16 protein-coding genes are annotated in these 15,701 nt (G+C 69.0%); 4 read left to right on the top strand and 12 right to left on the bottom strand.

Annotated features, from left to right (window positions below; genetic code table 11):
* Positions 1-20: 20 nt before the first annotated feature.
* Positions 21-845 carry a glycosyltransferase gene (locus HWX00_RS17650; protein WP_175027354.1) on the bottom strand — a complete coding sequence of 275 codons (825 nt, stop codon included), beginning with the start codon at positions 843-845 and terminating at the stop codon, positions 21-23.
* Complete coding sequence (locus tag HWX00_RS17645; RefSeq protein ID WP_175027355.1) at positions 842-2,098, bottom strand: oligosaccharide flippase family protein; 1,257 nt, start codon at positions 2,096-2,098, stop codon at positions 842-844. Before HWX00_RS17645 ends, HWX00_RS17650 begins: the two co-directional genes overlap by 4 nt.
* Before the next feature lie 254 nt (positions 2,099-2,352).
* Here HWX00_RS17645 and HWX00_RS17640 point away from each other — a divergent pair, with 254 nt between their 5' ends.
* The 4 genes from HWX00_RS17640 (at position 2,353) to waaA (ending at position 7,222) form a co-directional block, all read left to right on the top strand.
* The gene (locus tag HWX00_RS17640; protein ID WP_049030306.1) at positions 2,353-3,747 is read left to right on the top strand and encodes a phosphomannomutase/phosphoglucomutase; all 1,395 of its coding nucleotides are present in this window, start codon (positions 2,353-2,355) and stop codon (positions 3,745-3,747) included.
* 174 nt (positions 3,748-3,921) lie between these two features.
* Positions 3,922-4,917, top strand: a complete 996-nt coding sequence (gene waaC, locus HWX00_RS17635) for a lipopolysaccharide heptosyltransferase I (protein WP_175027356.1) — start codon at positions 3,922-3,924, stop codon at positions 4,915-4,917.
* 24 nt (positions 4,918-4,941) lie between these two features.
* Positions 4,942-5,826 (top strand): Kdo hydroxylase KdoO, encoded by an 885-nt coding sequence (gene kdoO / locus HWX00_RS17630; RefSeq protein WP_059557203.1) that lies wholly within the window; start codon positions 4,942-4,944, stop codon positions 5,824-5,826.
* A 37-nt stretch (positions 5,827-5,863) separates the two neighbouring features.
* Positions 5,864-7,222, top strand: a complete 1,359-nt coding sequence (gene waaA, locus HWX00_RS17625) for a lipid IV(A) 3-deoxy-D-manno-octulosonic acid transferase (protein ID WP_175027357.1) — start codon at positions 5,864-5,866, stop codon at positions 7,220-7,222.
* 81 nt (positions 7,223-7,303) lie between these two features.
* Here the strand turns inward: waaA and ureG are convergent, their stop codons facing one another.
* From ureG to urtC, 10 genes are all read right to left on the bottom strand, one after another.
* Entirely contained in the window at positions 7,304-7,951 is a 648-nt protein-coding gene (ureG, locus tag HWX00_RS17620) for an urease accessory protein UreG (protein ID WP_034187291.1), read from the bottom strand.
* Between the two features lie 16 nt (positions 7,952-7,967).
* Entirely contained in the window at positions 7,968-8,648 is a 681-nt protein-coding gene (locus HWX00_RS17615) for an urease accessory protein UreF (RefSeq protein WP_034187292.1), read from the bottom strand.
* Positions 8,635-9,300, bottom strand: coding sequence for an urease accessory protein UreE (gene ureE / locus HWX00_RS17610; RefSeq protein WP_175027358.1), 666 nt, complete (start codon positions 9,298-9,300; stop codon positions 8,635-8,637). Before ureE ends, HWX00_RS17615 begins: the two co-directional genes overlap by 14 nt.
* Positions 9,301-9,318: 18 nt before the next feature.
* Entirely contained in the window at positions 9,319-11,025 is a 1,707-nt protein-coding gene (gene ureC, locus HWX00_RS17605; RefSeq protein WP_034187294.1) for an urease subunit alpha, read from the bottom strand.
* Positions 11,026-11,054: 29 nt separating this feature from the next.
* The gene (locus tag HWX00_RS17600; protein WP_034187295.1) at positions 11,055-11,360 is read right to left on the bottom strand and encodes an urease subunit beta; all 306 of its coding nucleotides are present in this window, start codon (positions 11,358-11,360) and stop codon (positions 11,055-11,057) included.
* 8 nt (positions 11,361-11,368) lie between these two features.
* The gene (gene ureA, locus HWX00_RS17595; protein WP_006406310.1) at positions 11,369-11,671 is read right to left on the bottom strand and encodes an urease subunit gamma; all 303 of its coding nucleotides are present in this window, start codon (positions 11,669-11,671) and stop codon (positions 11,369-11,371) included.
* A gap of 236 nt (positions 11,672-11,907) precedes the next feature.
* Positions 11,908-12,783, bottom strand: coding sequence for an urease accessory protein UreD (locus HWX00_RS17590; protein ID WP_034187296.1), 876 nt, complete (start codon positions 12,781-12,783; stop codon positions 11,908-11,910).
* 178 nt (positions 12,784-12,961) lie between these two features.
* A complete protein-coding gene (gene urtE, locus HWX00_RS17585) occupies positions 12,962-13,654 on the bottom strand; it encodes an urea ABC transporter ATP-binding subunit UrtE (RefSeq protein WP_175027359.1) in 693 nt (230 codons plus the stop codon).
* A 4-nt stretch (positions 13,655-13,658) separates the two neighbouring features.
* Positions 13,659-14,516, bottom strand: coding sequence for an urea ABC transporter ATP-binding protein UrtD (gene urtD, locus HWX00_RS17580; protein WP_049033579.1), 858 nt, complete (start codon positions 14,514-14,516; stop codon positions 13,659-13,661).
* Complete coding sequence (urtC, locus tag HWX00_RS17575) at positions 14,513-15,700, bottom strand: urea ABC transporter permease subunit UrtC (RefSeq protein WP_175027360.1); 1,188 nt, start codon at positions 15,698-15,700, stop codon at positions 14,513-14,515. The genes urtD and urtC overlap by 4 nt, the downstream gene beginning before the upstream one ends.
* Position 15,701 lies beyond the last annotated feature (1 nt).

The following is a 15,701-nucleotide window of genomic DNA, read 5'->3' as shown; positions in this document are numbered from 1 at the left end:
TCGTAAATGCCGGATCGGCGTCAGGCGGACGGCCGCGCGGCGAACAGCGTCTGCTTGATCCGCTGCAACGTCCGGTACGGCGTCACGAAATGCAGCAGGTTCTTGGCGAGGCCGGCCCAGTCGTACGGGTTCAGCGCGTTGAAATGGCTCAGCAGCAGCGTGAGCGTCGACACCAGCTGGCGCCGGCGCTTGGTCGCACTGATCCCGCCCTCGTTCAGTTCGTAATACAGGCCGAGTTCCGGCAGGTTCGCGCAATCGTAGCGTTGCATTAACCGTAAAAAAAGATCGAGATCCTCGGCCGCGCGGTATTTCTCGCGATAGTTGCCCACTTCCCGCACGGCGTCGATGCGCAGCATCACCGAAGGATGCACGAGCGGCGAGCGCAGGAAGCGCGTGCGGCGCAGCGTGCGCGGATCGACGGGCGGCGTCAGCATGAAGCGCGGTTCGCCGGCGCGCGACACGACCTGCGTCCACATGCCGACGCAGGCCACGTTCGGGTGGGCGCCGAGATACGCACGCTGCTTCGCGAGGCGCTGCGGCACGGCCAGGTCGCCCGCGTCGATGCGGGCCGCATAGCGGAAGCCGCGCGCCGCGAGCGCGTCGATGCCGGCCGCGAGCGCGCGCTCGATGCCGCCGTTCCGCGGCATGCGCAGCACCTCGATCGCGAGGCCCGGCAGGTCAGGCGCGACGATCGGCGGCGTGCTGCCGTCGTCGACGACCAGCACGTGCACGGGCACATCCTCGCGAAACGACGCAAGGGTCCGGACGACGTCGTCGTGCCCGTTGTAGGCCGGCATCAGCACGGCCACGTCGTCGAGCGGGGGCGGGCAATCAGGGGACGTCATGTTCGCAGCTTGAAACGGATGTAATAAAAGTTGACGGCGGCCGCGGCCAGGTAGCCGGCCGCCAGCCCGACGAGCGCGCCGTACAGGCCGAGCCGCGGGATCGCGAACAGGTTGACGACCGCGGCGATCGCCAGCGCGAGCAGCCATTTCGACAGCAACACGAATTTTGCTTGATATTTGAGAACGATAAGATTGCCTATCGCCTCGATGCCGGCCGGCACGGACAGCCAGACGGCCCAGCGGAAGATGTCGACCGATGCCTCGTAGCCGTGGCCGAACACCTTGCCGACGATCAGCGGGGCGGCCGCGTCGAGCACGAGCGCGCCGGCCGTCATCAGGCCGGCCGTCATCGCGATCAGGCGGACGATGTTGCGGCGCAGCCGCGCGACGTCCTGCACGCGGTAGACGAACGCGGGCGCGATGGTCTGCGCGAGCATCAGCGCGAGCGTGATCCAGTTTTCGTTGAGCTGCTGCGCGGCCGAATAGCGGCCGAGATCGGCGAACGACACGTGACGCTCGAGCATCAGGCGGTCGAGTTTCAGGAACAGGTACATGCAGATCAGGCCGAGCCAGAACACGGTGCCGGCCGTCGCAAAGTGCCTGAACAGCGGTTTATCGAACGTCCAGCCGAGCGCGCCGCCGTTACGATGCCGGTAGTACAGCAGCAGCGCGAAGCCGATCGCGGCGGCCTCGAGCGCCCACAGCCACGCGAAGCGGGCGGGGCCGGCGGCCGCGCGGACCAGCAGCCACACGAGCAGCGCCTTCGCGAGCGCCGTGACCATGCTGGTGACGAGCTGCGGCTTGCTGTAGGTCATGCTTTGCAGCCACGCGTTGATCACGCCGACGAACGGTTCGCGGAACACCATCGTGACGGCGAGACCCGTGAGCATCGCACCGACCAGCGGGTCGAACGCGCCCGCGGCGATCGCGATCCAGGTCGCGGCGAGCGCGGCGACCGAGACGGCGATGCGCAGCGCGAACGCACTGCCGAGCACCGCGCCGAGCTGGGCGGGCGGGCGCTGGACGATGGTCGGGACGAGGATTTCCGCGCCGCACACCCAGGTGAGCGGCGCGAGTACCAGGAGAAGCGTATTCGCATACTGCCATTTGCCGAACACATCTGGCCCGAAATAACGGGCCAGCAGGCCGCTGATCGCGATCGCGACGCCGATCTGCGTGAGCCGTTCGAGCCCCAGCCAGACGAGGTTCGCGACGGCTTTCGCGACGTCCGGGTTGCCGAAGCGCTTCAGCATGCGGCGCGGCGGCGCGCGTGCGGGGCGGCCGGCAGGGCGCCCGAAGGCTGCGGATTGGCGGCGGCGGGACGGCTAGGCATTAAAATGGGCGGTATGCGCGTCATCGAAACCCGCGATTATAAGTGGGATCGCGACCGCTCCAGCCGTTCCGTTCCTTGTTTTGCGGGGCCGCTGTATCATGCGCGGCACCGGCGAGAGGCGGCCAGCCAAGCCAGACAATTTTCCATGCACGCAACTGAGAGAGAAGAGAATCGATGATCTCCCAATCCATCTTCAAGGCATATGACATCCGTGGCGTGGTCGGCAAGACACTCGACGTCGATACGGCGCGCGGGATCGGCCGCGCATTCGGCAGCGAAGTGCGTGCGCAGGGCGGCGACGCGGTCGTCGTCGCGCGCGACGGCCGCCTGTCCGGGCCGGAGCTCGTCGGCGCGCTCGCCGATGGCCTGCGTGCGGCCGGTGTCGATGTCGTCGACGTCGGCATGGTGCCGACGCCGGTCGGCTATTTCGCGGCAAACGTGCCGCTGGCGCTGAAGGGCGGCGAGCGCCGCGTCGATTCGTGCATCGTCGTCACGGGCAGCCACAACCCGCCCGACTACAACGGTTTCAAGATGGTGCTGCGCGGCGCCGCGATCTACGGCGAGCAGATCCAGGCGTTGTACCGCCGCATCGTCGACGAGCGCTTCGAGACGGGCAGCGGCACGTATGAGGAAGTCGACGTCGCCGATCAGTACATCGCGCGCATCGTCGGCGACGTGAAGCTCGCGCGGCCGCTGAAGCTGGTCGTCGACGCCGGCAACGGCGTCGCGGGCCCGCTCGCGACGCGCCTGTTCAAGGCGCTCGGCTGCGAACTCGTCGAACGTTTCACCGACATCGACGGCACGTTCCCGAACCACCACCCCGATCCCGCGCACCCGGAAAACCTGCAGGACGTGATCCAGGCGCTGAAGGACACCGATGCCGAACTCGGCTTCGCGTTCGACGGCGACGGCGACCGCCTGGGCGTCGTCACGAAGGACGGCCAGATCATCTATCCGGACCGCCAGCTGATGCTGTTCGCGGAAGAAGTGCTGTCGCGCAACCCGGGCGCGCAGATCATCTACGACGTGAAGTGCACGCGCCACCTCGCGCAGTGGATCAAGTCGAAGGGCGGCGAGCCGCTGATGTGGAAGACGGGCCACTCGCTCGTGAAGGCGAAGCTGCGCGAGACGGGTGCGCCGCTCGCCGGCGAAATGAGCGGCCACGTGTTCTTCAAGGATCGCTGGTACGGCTTCGACGACGGCCTCTACACGGGCGCGCGCCTGCTCGAGATCGTCGCGAAGACGGCCGACCCGAGCGCGCTGCTCAATGCGCTGCCGGACGCGATGAGCACGCCCGAACTGCAGCTCTGGCTCGACGAAGGCGAGAACTTCAGCCTGATCGACAAGCTGCAGAAAGAGGCGAAGTTCGACGGTGCCGAGGAAGTCGTGACGATCGACGGCCTGCGCGTCGAGTACCCGGACGGCTTCGGTCTCGCGCGTTCGTCGAACACGACGCCGGTCGTCGTGATGCGCTTCGAAGCCGAGACGCAGGAAGGGCTCAAGCGGATCCAGGAAGACTTCCGCCGTGTGCTGACGGCCGCGAAGCCGGACGTCAAGCTGCCGTTCTGAGCGCGGGCGGCCTGCGGGCCGCCCGCGGTGCCGCGGCAGCTTCGTCGGCCGCGATTCTCCCGAAAAGCGGCGCACGCCACGGGCGTGCGCCGCTTTTTGTCTGTCCGCCCCGCCGGGCGAGATAAAATCCCCCCTTTATGCCTGTCGCCGGCTGCCAGCCGGCGTTTTTTCAGCGTGCAAAAGATCCTGATCGTGCGCGTGTCGTCGCTGGGCGACGTCGTGCACAACATGCCGGTGATCGCCGATATCCGGCGCCGCCACCCCGACGCGCAGATCGACTGGCTCGTCGAGGAAAGCTTCGTCGACCTCGTGCGGCTCGTCGACGGCGTGCGCAACGTGCTGCCATTCTCGCTGCGCCGCTGGCGCAAGAAGCCGTTCTCGGGCGCCACGTGGCGCGAGATCCGCGCATTCCGCAAGCGTCTCGCGGCCGAGCAGTACGATCTCGTGATCGACTGCCAGGGCCTCATCAAGACGGCCTGGGTCGCGAGCTGGGCGCGCGGCCCGCTGGTCGGGCTCGGCAACCGCACCGATGGCGCCGGCTACGAATGGCCGGTGCGCTTCTTCTATGCGAAGCGCGTGCCGATCGCGCCACGGACGCACGTCGTCGAGCGGTCGCGGCAACTCGTCGCGGCCGCGCTGAACGACCCCGCGCCGACGCCGGCCGATCCGGTCGACTTCGGCCTCGACACGCGCGCGGCGGCGCTCGCGGTGGCCGCGCTCGGCCTGAACCTGCCGGTGCCGTACGTGGTGTTCGTCCATGCGACGTCGCGTGCCGACAAGCAGTGGCCGGACGCCGCGTGGATCGAACTCGGCCAGGCGCTCGTGCGGCGCGGCGCGTCGCTCGTGCTGCCGTGGGGCAACGACGCGGAACACGCGACCAGCGAGCGGCTCGCGAAGGAATTCGGCGATGCTGCGATCGTGCCGCCGAAACTGTCGCTGCCGGCCGTGGTCGGTCTGATCGACGGCGCGGCCGCGACCGTCGGGGTTGATACAGGTCTGGTTCACATCGCGGCCGCGCTGAAGCGTCCGACGGTCGAACTGTACAATTTCGCGACGGCCTGGCGGACCGGCGGCTACTGGTCGCCGAACGTCGTCAATCTCGGCACGGCGGGGCAGCCCCCGTCGATCGCGCAGGTGAAGTCGGCGCTCGCGGGCTTCGGTCTCCTGTAACGCTGTCCCACACGCGAACCGATCATGAGCGAATCCCAGATCATCGAAGTCCCGTCCGCCGACTGGAGCGGGCACAACCTGTCGGCGCCGCGCGAGCAGCTGCTGGCCGCGGTCGAGGAAGGCAAGGTGCTGTATTTCCCGCACCTGCGCTTCGCGATCGAAGGCGGCGAGGAAGCGCTGCTCGATCCGGCGCTCGCCGATCCGAAACGCAAGAACATCAGCCTCGCGCCGAACGGCGGCACGCTCGCCGGCGTGCTCGGCGACAGCGTCACGCAGTCGGCCGTGCGCGCGCTCGTCGCGCGCTTCCAGCAGCAGGCCGGCACGCTCGTCGACGGCCTCTTTCCGGAATACCGCGGCAAGCTGCGCGTCGCGCCGACCAGCCTGCGGCTGATGCAGGTCGAGACGCGCCAGACGTCGTGGCGCAAGGACGACAGCCGGCTGCACGTCGACGCGTTCCCGTCGCGGCCGAACTACGGCGAGCGCATCCTGCGCGTGTTCACGAACGTGAACCCGGCCGGCGTGCCGCGCGTCTGGCGCGTCGGCGAGCCGTTCGAGGACGTCGCGAAGCGCTTCCTGCCGTCGATCAGGCCGCAACTGCCGGGCGCCGCGTGGCTGCTGAACCTGCTGCACGTGACGAAGTCGCCGCGCAGCGCATACGACCACCTGATGCTGAACCTGCACGACAGCATGAAGGCCGATCTCGACTACCAGAAGACGAGCCCGCAGGAGACGATGCCGTTTCCGCCGGGTTGCGTGTGGATATGTTTCTCCGATCAGACTTCGCACGCTGTGATGTCCGGCCAGTTCATGCTCGAACAGACGTTCTTCCTGCCGGTCGACGCGATGGTCCGCCGCGAATGCGCGCCGCTCGGCATTCTCGAACGCCTGACGGGCAGGGCGCTGGTTTGAGCGCGCACCTGCTTCGACGCAACACGAGGGCCGCCGCATGCTGAGGGTGATCTATCGCGCGCTGTGGTGGCTCGTCGCGCCGGCCGCGGTCATCCGGCTCTACGTGCGCTCGCGCAAGGAGCGCGGTTATCGCGAGCATATCGGCGAACGCTTCGGTCACGTTGCGGGCCGCTTGCGCGACGACCGCGCGCCGCTGATCTGGGTACATGCGGTGTCGGTCGGCGAGACGCGTGCCGCGCAGCCGTTGATCGACGCGCTGATGCATGCGCGCCCCGATGCGCGCATCCTGCTCACGCACATGACGCCGAGCGGCCGCGCGACCGGCGAACAGATCTTCGGCGATCGCGTGCTGCGCTGCTACCTGCCGTACGACATGCCGGGCGCGGTGCGGCGCTTCCTGCGCGCGTGGCGGCCGACGCTCGGCCTCGTGATGGAAACCGAGGTGTGGCCGACGCTGATCGACGAGTGCCGCCGCGCGGACGTGCCGCTCGTGCTGACCAATGCGCGGATGTCCGCGCGTTCGTTCCGGCGCGCGGCGAAGTTCGGCGCGGCGACGCGCGACGTGTTCGGCGGCTTCTCGCGCGTGCTCGCGCAGAGTCCGGCCGACGCGGAGCGGCTGACGTCGCTCGGCGCGCGCAACGTGACGGTGCTCGGCAACCTGAAGTTCGACATGACGACGCCGCCGGAACTGGCGGCACGCGGCCATGCGTGGCGCGATGCGATCGGCGCGCGGCCCGTGTGGGTCGCCGCGAGCACGCGCGAGAACGAAGAGGCGCTGGTGCTGCAGGCGTTCGCGGACATGCGTACGCCCGACGCGCTGCTGGTGCTCGTGCCGCGTCATCCGCAGCGTTTCGCCGAGGTCGAGGCGCTCGTCGCGCGCAGCGGGCTCAAATGTGTACGGCGTTCCGTCTGGGCGGCGGACGCGGCCGCGCTCGCGGCCGCCCGGCCGGCTGCCGAACCGCTGCCGGGCGACGTGACGGTCCTGCTCGGCGATTCGATGGGCGAACTCGGCGCGTATTACGCGGCCGCCGATATCGCGTTCATCGGCGGCAGCCTGCTGCCGCTCGGCGGCCAGAACCTGATCGAAGCGTGCGCGGTGGGCGTGCCGGTGCTGATCGGGCCGCACGTGTTCAACTTCACGCAGGCGACCGCCGACGCGGTCGCGGCCGGTGCGGCGATGCAGGTCGCGGATCCGCTCGATCTCGCGCACGTGCTCGATGCGCTGTTCGCCGACAAGGCGCGGCGCGTCGCGATGGGCGCGGCCGGCGCGGCTTTCGCGTCGCGTCACCGCGGCGCGACGGCGCGTACGGTCGACGTGCTCGCGGCGCTGCTGCCGCCCGCCGAGCGCGGCGCGCGCACGCCGCAGGACGCGCCGGGCACGTCGGACGACGAATAGAACGAGTGGGACGAATCGACGAAGGGCGGCGCAAGGCCGCCCCGGTGCGCGTGGCGGCGTCGAGTGTCGCCGCGACGCTGCTCAGACCGTCAGCAAACCCTTCTTCTCGATGAACGCGATCACGTCCGCGACGCCTTCGAGCGCCTTCAGGTTCGTCATCACATAAGGCCGTTCGCCGCGCATCTTCCGCGTGTCGGACGCCATCACGTCGAGGTTCGCGCCGACCAGCGGCGCGAGGTCGGTCTTGTTGATCACGAGCAGGTCGGACTTCGTGATGCCGGGGCCGCCCTTGCGCGGAATCTTCTCGCCGCCCGCGACGTCGATCACGTAGATCGTCAGGTCGGACAGTTCGGGGCTGAAGGTCGCCGCGAGGTTGTCGCCGCCCGATTCGATGAACACGATGTCGGCGTCGGGAAAGCGCGCCAGCATCCGGTCGACGGCCTCGAGGTTGATCGACGCATCTTCGCGGATCGCCGTATGCGGGCAGCCGCCCGTCTCGACGCCCATGATGCGCTCCTCGGGCAGTGCGCCGGCCACCGTCAGCAGCCGCTGGTCTTCCTTCGTGTAGATGTCGTTGGTGATCGCGACGAGGTCGTAGCGCTCGCGCATCGCCTTGCACAGCATTTCGAGCAGCGTGGTCTTGCCGGAGCCGACGGGGCCGCCGATGCCGACGCGCAGCGGCGGCAGTTTCTTCGTGCGGCGGGCGGAGGAGGGAGCAGGTGCGTTCATGGTCTGGCGAGGGGGGTCAGGAGCGGAACAACCGCGAGTACTGGGTCTCGTGCCGCGCGGACAGGATGCCGAGTTGCGGCGCGAACGTGTTGATGGCGTCGGGCGGCGTCGCGAGCGCCCGGCGCACGGCCGCGTCGATCGCGCCGCGCAGCGCGACGATGATGCGTTGTCCGGCGAGCTGGCCGAGCGGCACGGCCTTCAGCGCGGCGGACGTCTGGTTCTCGACCCAGCCGAATGCGTATGCGGCGAGCGTCGCGTCGGCGCTGGCGTGGTGCGTGGCGGCTGCGTAGGCGAACGCGGTCGGCAGCGCGACCGGCGACAGCGACGCGAGCGTCGCGCGGCGCGCGGCATCGCCCCATTCGAGCGATGCGCACAGCTGCGCGAGCGACCAGCCCATCTGTTCGGTTTCGCGGCGCAGTTCCGCCGATTCGCGGCTCGCGACGAACCACGCGTTTTCGGCGGCGAGCGCGCGCGTGTCGTGCGCCTGCCAGCGCGCGAGCTGGTGCGCGAGGAACGGCAACTCGCCGTGCGCGAGCACGTCGGTCAGGCCGCTGGCGATCCAGTCGCGCGCGGAATCGGCGTCGCGGATCAGGTTTGCGTCGAGTGCCGCTTCGAGGCCCTGCGAATAGCTGTACGCGCCGATCGGCAGCGCCGGCGACGCGAGGTGCAGCAGCGCGACGAGTTCAGTGGTGGTCATGGCCGTGGCCGTGCGTGCATCCGGAACCATGCTGATGATCGTGATCGTGATCGTGATCGTGATCGTGATCGTGATCGTGATCGTGATCGTGATCGTGCGAGTGCGAGTGCGAGTGCGAGTGCGAGTGCGAGTGCCCGTGATGTTCGCCGAATACCTGCTGCGCGAGCGCGTAATCCTCGGCGAACGTCGCGTCGTGCCCGTGCTTGTGGCCGCCGCCGTACGCGCCGGCTTCCGGCTGGAACGGCACCTGCGTCTCCTCGACCTGCGTGCCGAGCCGGCGCAGCATGTCGGCGAGCACCGGGTCGGCTTCGAGCTTCAGGTAACCGTCGCCGATCTCGACCGGCGTGTGGCGGTTGCCGAGGTGATACGCGGCGCGCATCAGCGTGAGCGGATCGGCCGCGCGCACGAGCAGCACGGTCTCGGGGGCGGCGGCGATGCGCACGAGCGCGCCGTCGTCGGCGACGAGCACGTCGCCGTCGCGCAGCACCGTGCCGCGCGGCAGCAGGACCGCGACGTCCTCGCCGGTGTCGAGCGTCGCCGCGAGGCGGCTCTTGCAGCGGGCGTCATAGGCGAGCGTGAGCGTCGGCGCGCGCGCGACGAGCGACGCGGCGAGTTTCACGTTCGGGGCAATGCGTTTGTCGAGGGTGCGCATGAAACGGAAAACCGGCAATCAGAACAGGAAATAGCGTTGGGCCATCGGCAGCACCGTTGCCGGCTCGCAGGTCAGCAACTGGCCGTCGGCGATCACGTCGTAGGTTTCGGGATCGACGCTGATCGACGGGCGCCACGCGTTGTGGATCATGTCGGCCTTCGTCACGTTGCGGCAGTTGCGCACGGGTACGATCCGCTTCGCGAGGCCGTAGCGTTCCGCGATGCCCGCGTCGGCCGCCATCTGCGACACGAAGGTCAGCGACGTGCGCGCGAGCGCCCCGCCGCGCGTCGCGAACATCTCGCGGTAGTGGACCGGCTGCGGCGTCGGGATCGACGCGTTCGGGTCGCCCATCTGCGCCATCGCGATCATCCCGCCCTTCAGGATCATCGACGGCTTGATCCCGAAGAACGCCGGTTCCCACAGCACGAGGTCGGCCCACTTGCCGGGCTCGATCGAGCCGACTTCGTGCGCGATGCCGTGCGTGAGCGCCGGGTTGATCGTGTACTTCGCGACGTAGCGCTTCGCGCGGAAGTTGTCGTTGCGCGCGCCGTCTTCCGGCAGCGCGCCGCGCTGCACCTTCATCTTGTGCGCGGTCTGCCACGTGCGGATGATCACTTCGCCGACGCGGCCCATCGCCTGCGAATCGGACGACAGCATCGACAGCGCGCCGAGATCGTGCAGGATGTCCTCGGCCGCGATCGTCTCGCGGCGGATCCGCGATTCGGCGAACGCGAGATCCTCGGCGATCGACGGATCGAGGTGATGGCACACCATCAGCATGTCGAGATGTTCGTCGAGCGTGTTGATCGTGTACGGGCGCGTCGGGTTGGTCGACGACGGCAGCACGTTCGACTCGCCGCACACCTTCAGGATGTCGGGCGCGTGGCCGCCGCCCGCGCCTTCGGTGTGGTACGTGTGGATCGTGCGGCCCTTGAACGCGGCGACCGTCGATTCGACGAAGCCGCCTTCGTTCAGCGTATCGGTATGGATCGCAACCTGCGTGTCGGTGTCGTCGGCGACCGACAGGCAGTTGTCGATCGCGGCGGGCGTCGTGCCCCAGTCCTCGTGCAGCTTGAGCCCGATCGCGCCGGCCGCGATCTGCTCGACGAGCGGCTCCGGCAGGCTGGCATTGCCCTTGCCGAGGAAGCCGAGGTTGATCGGCCAGCCGTCGGCGGCCTGCAGCATCCGCTCCATGTGCCACGGGCCCGGCGTGCAGGTCGTCGCGTTGGTGCCGGTGGCCGGCCCCGTGCCGCCGCCGAGCATCGTCGTGACGCCCGATGCGAGCGCCTCGTCGATCTGCTGCGGGCTGATGAAGTGGATGTGCGTGTCGATGCCGCCGGCCGTCACGATCAGCCCTTCGCCGGCGATCACTTCGGTCGCCGCGCCGATCGCGATCGTCACGCCCGGCTGAATGTCGGGGTTGCCGGCCTTGCCGATCGCGGCGATGCGGCCGTGCTTGATCGCGATGTCGGCCTTCACGATGCCCCAGTGATCGAGGATCACCGCGTTCGTGATGACCGTGTCGGGCACGTCGGCGGCCACGCGCTGCGACTGGCCCATCCCGTCGCGGATCACCTTCCCGCCGCCGAACTTCACTTCCTCGCCGTAGGTCGTGAAGTCGCGTTCGATCTCGATCAGCAGTTCGGTGTCGGCGAGCCGGACGCGGTCGCCCGTCGTCGGCCCGAACATTTCCGCGTACGCGCGGCGGCTCAAGCGTAGTGTCATGTTGCTGTTCCTGAAGAGCGGGGCGCGGCTTACAGCGGCCCCATCACCTTGCCTTGAAAACCGTAGACGGCGCGCGCGCCCGCGAGCGCGACGAGCTCGACGGTGCGCGTCTGGCCCGGCTCGAAGCGCACGGCCGTGCCGGCCGCGATGTTGAGCCGGAAGCCGCGCGCGGCCGCGCGGTCGAACGACAATGCGTCGTTGACTTCGAAGAAGTGGTAGTGCGAGCCGACCTGCACCGGGCGGTCGCCGGTGTTCGCGACGACGAGCGTCAGCGTCGCGCGGCCCGCGTTCAGTTCGTGTTCGCCGTCGTCGGTGAGGATTTCGCCGGGGATCATGCGGGGCCTCACGGAATCGGGTGATGGACGGTCACGAGCTTCGTGCCGTCGGGGAAGGTCGCCTCGACCTGGATGTCGGGAATCATCTCCGGCACGCCGTCCATCACGTCGTCGCGCGTGAGCAGCGTCGTGCCGTAATGCATCACTTCGGCCACCGTCTTGCCGTCGCGTGCGGCTTCCATCAGCGCGGCGGTGATGAAGGCGACCGCCTCCGGATAGTTGAGCTTCAGGCCGCGCGCGCGACGGCGCTCGGCCAGCAGCGCTGCCGTGAAGATCAGCAGCTTGTCCTTCTCGCGGGGAGTCAGTTTCATGAAGGCAAACGTTCAGGAAAACGTAATTTTTATCGGTGTACAGGCGACCAGGCGGACGCGCGAGTCATCGTAGCACCGCGCTGTTTTGCGTGCGTCGTGTATCGACTATGTAAGGAGCAAGGCGCGTGCCATGCCTGTCGCATGGTGCGCGATGCGCGTTCGTGGTGCGTCGTGCATGACGAACGTGCAGTGTCCGAGGCGGCCTTGCGCCGAAACGGTGCGCGGCGCGGACGCGCTCAGGTTTGCCAGAGGCGCAGCGGCCGTGCGTCGACGCCGTGCACGATCGGCCGCAAGTGCAGCCAGCAGTCGGTGAAGTGGCGCTGCAGCGCTTCCATCGAGGTCGACAGCGCGCGCACGAGCACGACCCCGGGCGTCACGCAGGTGGCGCCCGCACGCAGCGTGTCGTCGAACGGCATCCGGGCGGCGAGCGATTCGGCCAGCGCGGCGTCGCATGCGGCGCCGACGGCCCACAGCGTGCCGTATGCGGGAAAGCCGGCGAGGCCCTGCAGCGCGCCGCGCAGCGGATCGTGAGCGTCGAGCAGCGCGCGTTCGGTCCAAAGCGGCCGGCCGTCGGCATCGACGAGCGCCGAGGTCGACGCGATGCGTCCCGCCGCCCAGGTTTCGCCGGCCGCCTGCCGGCCGAGCTGTGTCGCGTCCCAGCCGATCGCACTGGCACCCGCGCCGAGCGTCACCGTGAAATCGAGCGCTGCGTGCGCCGCGTCGAAGAACAGGTTGTTCTGGGGCAGCCAGTCGAGCTTCGCGTCCCGGCCGACCGTGATGCCGATGCGCTGCGTCGCGTCGAGGCCGTTCGACTTGTACCACTTGGTCGCGCCCGGCGTCGTCAGCACCGCGTGCGTGCCGTCGCCGAGCGCGATGTCGATGTCGAGCCGGTCGCCGCCCGCGACGCCGCCCGGCGGGTGGACGATCACCGCGTGGCAGATCGCGTCGCCTTCCGGGTACAGCGGCCGCTGCACGCGCAGCGGGCCGTCGTGCAACCGGTGCGCGAGCGTCGTGCGCGCACCGTGCCGCTCGAAACCGAGTTCGAGGCGGCCGCGCCACGACTTGGCGACGGCGGGGCGGGACAGCGGGGCGTGCGAATCGGAGGCGGACATCGGCGGCAAACGGGAACGGGAAACGAAGGAAACGGGCGCGAGGAACGTGGATGCTACCGGAACAATAATGCAGTTGCCGCGTTCGGTGGAAGCGCCGCGTGCCGCGGCCCGGCCAGCCAGCCGTTCTCGCCGCGGTGCCTACGCCGTGCCTGCCGCGGTGCCTACGCCGTGCCGCGCATCACACCGCGATCAGTTCGCGCACGCCGTTCGCCGCCATGTCGCGCGCATCGCCGCCCGCGACGATCTCGCCGCGGCTCATCACCCAGTAGCGGTCCGCGATCGATTGCGCGAAATCGTAATACTGTTCGACGAGCAGCACCGTCATCCTCGATTCGTCGACGAGCTGGCGCAGCGTGCGGCCGATGTCCTGGATGATCGACGGCTGGATGCCTTCGGTCGGCTCGTCGAGGATCAGCAGCTGCGGCTCGCTCATCAGCGCGCGGCCGATCGCGAGCTGCTGCTGCTGGCCGCCCGACAGGTCGCCGCCGCGCCGCGCGCGCATGTCCTTCAGCACGGGGAACAGGTCGTAGATGCGGTCCGGCACTTTCGACGGCGCCTTGCGGCTGGCCGCGCCGACGAGCAGGTTTTCCTCGACGGTGAGCCGCGGAAAGATGTCGCGGCCCTGCGGCACGTACGCGGGCCCGGCCGCGACGCGCGCATACGGCGGCAGCGCGCCGAGCGCCGTGCCGCGCCACGACACGCTGCCGCTCTTCGCGGCGACGACGCCCATCAGGCAGCGCAGCAGCGTGCTCTTGCCGACGCCGTTGCGGCCGAGCAGCACGGTGAGCTTGCCGTCGTCGGCGGCGAGGTTCACGTCGCGCAGGATATGGCTGCCGCCGTAGTACTGGTTCAGTGCTTCGATCTTCAGCATCGCATCATCGTCCGAGGTATGACTCGATCACGGCGTCGTCGCGCTTGACCTGGTCGAGCGTGCCTTGCGCGAGCACCGCGCCTTCGGCCATCACCGTCACGCGGCCCGTGTCGCCCGCGAGCGCCGCGACGAATTCCATGTCGTGCTCGACGACCATCATCGAGCAGGTGCCGCGCAGCGTGTTCAGCAGCTCGGCGAGCTCCATCGTCTCGTGGTCGGTCATCCCGGCCGCCGGCTCGTCGAGCAGCAGCAGGGCAGGGCGCTGCATCAGCAGCATGCCGATCTCGAGCCGCTGCTTCTGGCCGTGCGACAGCTCGCCGGCCGCGCGGTAGGCGTGACTTTCGAGGCCGATCAGCGCGAGCGTCTCCTCGATCCTGGCTTGCGCCGAGCGGTCGAGCCGCGCGCGCAGCGAGGCGAGCCAGCCCTTGTCGGTCTGCATCGCGAGCTCGAGGTTTTCCCACACCGGATGCTGTTCGAACACGGTCGGCTTCTGGAACTTGCGGCCGATGCCCGCGCGCGCGATCTCGGGCTCGCTCATCCGCGAAAGGTCGAGCGTCTGGCCGAGAAACACGCTGCCGGCATCGGGGCGCGTCTTGCCGGTGACGACATCCATCATCGTCGTCTTGCCCGCGCCGTTCGGGCCGATCACGCAGCGCAGCTCGCCCGCGTCGATCGCGAGCGACAGCTTCTTCAGCGCACGAAAGCCGTCGAAGCTCACCTCGATATCCTCGAGATAAAGGATCGTGCCGTGCGACGTGTCGATGCCTTGCGGCACGACGCGGCCCATCGATGCGGCGCCGCTGACGGCGAGCAATTCGTCCTCGGGCGGCGGCGTGAACTGGTACAGGGCCGTTCCGTTCATGCGCGTTTCCCCTTCGCGAGCAAGGTTTCGACGAGGCCCATGATGCCGCGCGGCAGCAGCAGCGGCACGAGCACGAAGATCAGGCCGAGGAAGAACAGCCAGTATTCGGCGAAGTACGCGGTAAACAGGCTCTTCGCGCCGTTCACCGCGAATGCGCCGACGATCGGCCCGATCAGCGTGCCGCGCCCGCCCACCGCGACCCAGATCGCCATCTCGATCGAGTTGCCGGGCGACATCTCGCCGGGGTTGATGATGCCGACCTGCGGCACGTACAGCGCGCCGGCGATCCCGCACAGCACGGCCGACACGGTCCACACGAACAGCTTGTACGCGAGCGGGCTGTAGCCGAGGAACATCAGCCGCGTCTCGCCGTCGCGCACGGCCGTGACGACGCGCCCGAGCTTGCTCGTGACGATCGCGCGCGCGGCGATGAACGCCAGCACCAGCGTCGCGAACGTCAGCAGCAACAGCACCGTGCGCGTGCCGGGCGACGTGATCGCGAAGCCCGCGATGCGCTTGAAGTCGGTGAAGCCGTTGTTGCCGCCGAAGCCCGTCTCGTTGCGATAGAACAGCAGCATCGCGGCGAACGTCAGCGCCTGCGTGATGATCGACAGGTACACGCCCTTCACGCGCGAGCGGAACGTGAAGAAGCCGAACACCCAGGCGAGCACGGCCGGCACGAGCACCACGAGCGCGAGCGCCCACGCGAGATGCTGCGTGCCGCTCCAGTACCACGGCAACTGGTGCCAGTCGAGAAACACCATGAAGTCCGGCAGGTCGCTGCCGTACTTGCCGTCGCGACCGATCTCGCGCATCAGGTACATGCCGATCGCATAGCCGCCGAGCGCGAAGAACAGCCCGTGGCCGAGGCTCAGGATGCCGCAGTAACCCCACACGAGATCGAGCGCGAGCGCGGCGATCGCATAGCACATCAGCTTGCCGGCGAGCGTCATCGCGTACGCGGACAGATGGAACGCGCTCGCTTCGGGCGCGACGAGCGCGGCGAGCGGCACGCCGATGCCGATCGCGACGCACAGCGCGACGAGCGCGAGCCATGCGCGGCGCGACAAGAGCGCGGGGCGCGGCGGCAGGCCGAGCGCGAAGCCGTCGGCCGCCCGTCCGGCGGCGGCGGGCGTCGGTGCGCCGTCGACCGGGTTCGACAGCGAATCGCTGATTGAAGTCACG

It is taken from the genome of Burkholderia seminalis DSM 23518 (assembly GCF_902832885.1).
GTDB classification, from domain to species: Bacteria; Pseudomonadota; Gammaproteobacteria; order Burkholderiales; family Burkholderiaceae; genus Burkholderia; species Burkholderia seminalis.
Note: the sequence above shows the minus strand (reverse complement) of the source record. Positions and strands in the feature narration are given on the sequence as shown.